This window comes from Dehalococcoidales bacterium, assembly GCA_035529395.1.
Classification (GTDB): domain Bacteria; phylum Chloroflexota; class Dehalococcoidia; order Dehalococcoidales; family Fen-1064; genus DUES01.
Map to the genome: position 1 here is coordinate 1 of DATKWT010000159.1, position 4,206 is coordinate 4,206.

Genomic DNA, 4,206 nt, shown 5'->3' on the forward strand with positions numbered 1-4,206 from the left:
CCGAAACCGGAGGCAATAACAATAAAGAGGAGGTAATAAATAACAAAGCACAGAAAACCCCAGACCATGAAAGAATGACCGAGGCCAGCCCAGTCCTTGCGGCGGATGTTCTTAAACTGGCACTGCTGTAGAATCAGGTGCCAGATAGCCCCTAATATCTTCCCGATGGTCAGTTTGGATTCGCCAACATTCCTCCCCAGGTATATGTACTGGACAAGTTGATATCCCCTGACGATGAAAATACCGGCAGCCAGGGCGGTTAAACCCCAGAATATCAGAAACCCTGCTGCTCCCATATCACTCACGGGATTCATCACGAGCACCCTCCTTCTTTACTGGACGGTCTATGGCAGACTGACTGCTGCAAAGAGAACATCATCAGGCTAAGCCTTCTTCTGAGCGTGCAGTTCTCTGATGTGGCTGGTGATCGCCGGTACCACCTCAAAGAGGTCACCCTCGATACCGTAGGTGGCTACCTCGAAAATAGGCGCCTGCCGGTCGCGATTGATGGCGATTATCACATCGGAGTCCTGCATGCCCACCAGGTGCTGAATAGCGCCACTGATACCGCAGGCGATGTATATCTTGGGTCTAACCGTCTTTCCGGTTTGTCCAACCTGACGCTCCGGCGGCAGCCAGCCGGCTTCAACGGCACTACGAGAGGCAGCGACGACACCGCCCAGTTCATCTGCCAGCTCCTGCAGTACCTGGAAGTTCTCCTTCGACTTCATGCCCCGTCCGCCGGCAACGATAATATCGGCAGCAGCGATATCGATATCTTCGGCAGCATGACTGCGGAGGTCATGTACCTCCAGCACCTTTACCCTGATATCCTCCTCGCTGATAGCCAGGGACTCACGAATAATCTCTCCCTTGCGCAAAGGGTCTTTATCCGGCATAGGCATCACGTGAGGTCGCACACTGGCCATCTGCGGTCGCGTGCGTTCCGTCATAATTGTTGCCATGATATTGCCACCGAAGGCAGGCCGCGTCTGCAGGAGAAAGCGGTTCTCATCGATAGTCAGTCCGGTACAGTCCGCGGTCAGTCCTGTCCTGAGCTCGGTGGCCACGGCACCAGCCAGGTCTCTACCCAGGCCGGTAGCGCCAATGAGCACTATCTCCGGTTTATACTTGCCTACCAGGTAACAGATTGCGCGGGCGTATGCAATGGTACGGTAGTGATGGAACACCGGGTCATCCATCAGGTAGACCTTTGACGCCCCGTAGGCAAAGGATTCCCCGCAGAGTTCCTCCACCTTGTCCCCGATGACCATGGTACACAGCTCCACATCGAGGGTTTTGGCAAGGTTGGCACCAACACCGAGTAGCTCCCAGGAGACATCGGCTGCCTCGCTATCTATCTGCTCCACGAAGACCCAGACACCATGGTACTCCTTCAGCCTGGCCCTAATCCGTGTCTCCTCCTCGTCCACCTCCTCAACTTCAGGTTCCGCCTCGGCAACCCCTTTTTTGGCAAGCTCATCCAGTATCTTCTGCTGCTCCGGTGTGAAATAAATCTCAATTGCATCGGACGGGCAAATACGAACACAGCGCTGGCAGCCGGTACATTTCTCGATATCGAAGACCGGTTCACCGGCGTCGTTCATCGTTATCGCTTCGACCTTGCAGGTGCTCTCACAGCGGGCGCCACAGGCAATGCACTTGCCGGGTATCAGTCGGGCAATGCCCAGAGGTTTCTTTACCTTCTTTTTCTTCTGTTCCATATACCCTACCTTTACGGAGAAACTATATCTTTACTGACCAGAGTATCAACGAGTAGCCGGGCAGCTTCTCCAGGTTCGTTCATCCCGTCACCGAGTATCTCACCCTTGACTCTTTCCGGTGAGAAGATGCGTCGCACCTGAGTAGGCGAACCCTTCAGACCGATAGCCGTTTCGTCGAGTTGCATTACCTTGTTGTCCCACAGCGCGACTTCAGCCTCTTCAGCCGTGAGCCGCATCGGAACCGTGGGGTAACGGGGGCGGTTAATCTCCCGGACCACGGTCAGCACCGCGGGCAGCGCTGCCTCCACGATTTCATGGCGTCCCTCCAGCTTGCGCCTGACCACCACCTTCCGCGCCTCAACGTCCACGCTCCTGACCTGGTCGACCAGCGTAAGCTGCGTATATCCGCACCTGCTGGCGATACCAGGGCCTACCTGGGCAGTATCACCGTCAATTGTCTGCTTGCCGCAGATAACCATGGCCACTTCTTCCTCCTGGGCAAGCCTCTTTACCGCCTCGGCAATAACCATACTGGTAGCCAGCGTATCGGCACCACCGAATACGCGGTCGCTGAGAAGAATGGCTCTATCCACACCCAGAGCCAACGTTTTCCGCAGAGTGACCTCGGTGTTCGGTGGCCCCATAGATATGGCGGCAACCCGGAACCCGTATTCGTCCTTCAGCCGGAGGCTCTCCTCCAGCGCGTGGGTATCAAACGGATTGATAATAAAGGGTACGCCTTCCCGAATAAGGGTACCGGTCTCAGGGTCGATCTTGACCTGGGTGGTGTCCGGCACCTGTTTTACGCACGCTACGACCAGCATTCCTTATCCTCCCTCTTTTCAATCATCTCTTCCAGTTATGAAAGCACGGCATTGCGATGCCGGTAGTATCCGGTCAGATTAGCCAGGGCTTTTGCGGCACGCTCCTTTGTCAGGTAAACAGGAATCCCGTTCTGAAGGTAGAAATCACGTATCTTGCGCCGCTCGCCCTCGGATTCCAGCGAATCGGTAGAGACAGCCTCTACTGGCATCACTATTACCACTGGCTTGCCGAACCTGTTCTTGATGTCCAGTGGAATCTGCATCGTCTCCCCGAGCAGTTCCGGGGGCCGGAACTGCTGCTTGCTGCCAGGCAGTGCCGAGGCCATCTCTATTTCATCCACCACCAGGATATCAATGTCGGCATCGGTGCATACTGTCTCCAGGACACCCCTGAACATAGGTGGCATCGGGAACGGACCGCCGACATCCACCGGGTTCTTCGCACTGGCCCCAACTGCGGGGATTATCGCCAGCAGCTTCTTTTCCAGTTCCGGTGGGAATAGCGGCACAGAAAGTCCCGCTCGCTCCCAGGTATCCGCAGCCGCGACGCCAATACCACCACCACCACCGACGGAACACATCCGGCGCCCCATCTGAGGCTCAAGGTGAATAAAGGCCAGCGTGGTATCCAGCAGTTCTTCGAGGTTGTTTACCTGGATAGCTCCGGTCTGCCGGAAGACGGCCTCCCAGATTGCTTCCTCGCCACTCAGGGATGCGGTGTGGGACTGTGCCGCCCTGGCACCACCCTGAGTGAGGCCGCCCTTCCAGATAATCACCGGTTTGGTCCGGCACACCTCTTTAAGAACCCTGAAGAACCGGGGGCCATCTCTTACCCCCTCCAGGTAGCCGGTAATGATGTCTGTCTCCGGGTCCTCGAGGAAGTACTCCAGAAGATCGCATTCGTTAATGTCACAGGCATTTCCGTAGCTGACCGCCTTACTGAACCTTATTCCAAGGCCGTCGGCCCGGCGTGGCACCCGGATGGCATAACCGCCGCTCTGGCTGATAAAACCTACCGGCCCGGTCTCCCTGGACAGATTCTCTCCTGGCAGGATAGTCATCCCGCCGCCGGGACAATAGACCCCGAAGCAGTTAGGTCCGACGATACGGAGACCCCGCGACGCACTTGATGCCAGGTCCCTCTCCATCCTCGCTCCCTCTTCGCCCAGTTCACGGAAACCGGCGCTGAGTACCTGGACAGCCTTCACTCCTTTGGCCAGACACTCTTCAACCACTCCGGGAACGGCACGGGCTGGAACGGCAATGGATGCGAACTCTACCGGCTCAGGAATATCACCGACCCTGGCATATGTCTTCAGTCCGAAGACCTCGCTCTCCTGCGGGTTCACCGGATAAACCTTGCCGCTGTAGCCAAAGTTAAGCAGCGTCTTCAGGAATCTGCCGCCGAACTTGCTCTCACTTGCCGAAGCACCGATAACTGCGTGCGATTTCGGATAAAACACTGGTGCTAGCTCTTCTAACCTGTTTCCGCTCATAGTGCTATATCAACCTCAATACCCAATGAACGCCCTCAGAATAGGCTTCCGCCAGACACGTAATGGTTGGCGGAACGCATAGTACATAGCGGCTATATGATACTCCGACACAACCAGCCCTGTCAACGATGCATTGTGCGGTGTCGAGGACATCAGTGACAC

General features: G+C 56.2%; 4 protein-coding genes. All 4 read right to left on the minus strand.

Going from position 1 to position 4,206, the window contains the following annotated elements; genetic code table 11:
- Window positions 1-314: hypothetical protein (locus VMW13_10025; GenBank protein HUV45152.1), on the minus strand; the 314-nt coding region annotated here is incomplete at its 3' end.
- Window positions 315-383: 69 nt separating this feature from the next.
- Complete coding sequence (locus VMW13_10030) at window positions 384-1,724, minus strand: electron transfer flavoprotein subunit alpha (protein HUV45153.1); 1,341 nt, start codon at window positions 1,722-1,724, stop codon at window positions 384-386.
- An 11-nt stretch (window positions 1,725-1,735) separates the two neighbouring features.
- Window positions 1,736-2,548, minus strand: a complete 813-nt coding sequence (locus tag VMW13_10035; protein ID HUV45154.1) for an electron transfer flavoprotein subunit beta/FixA family protein — start codon at window positions 2,546-2,548, stop codon at window positions 1,736-1,738.
- Between the two features lie 35 nt (window positions 2,549-2,583).
- On the minus strand, window positions 2,584-4,044 hold the full coding sequence (locus VMW13_10040; GenBank protein HUV45155.1) for a CoA-binding protein: 1,461 nt from the start codon (window positions 4,042-4,044) through the stop codon (window positions 2,584-2,586).
- Between the last annotated feature and the right edge of the window lie 162 nt (window positions 4,045-4,206).

Excerpts from the sequence above, each read along its gene's own strand:
- VMW13_10030 (HUV45153.1), bottom strand. The coding sequence starts at position 1,724 with ATGGAACAGAAGAAAAAGAAGGTAAAGAAACCTCTGGGCATTGCCCGA.
- VMW13_10035 (HUV45154.1), bottom strand. The coding sequence starts at position 2,548 with ATGCTGGTCGTAGCGTGCGTAAAACAGGTGCCGGACACCACCCAGGTC.
- VMW13_10040 (HUV45155.1), bottom strand. The coding sequence starts at position 4,044 with ATGAGCGGAAACAGGTTAGAAGAGCTAGCACCAGTGTTTTATCCGAAA.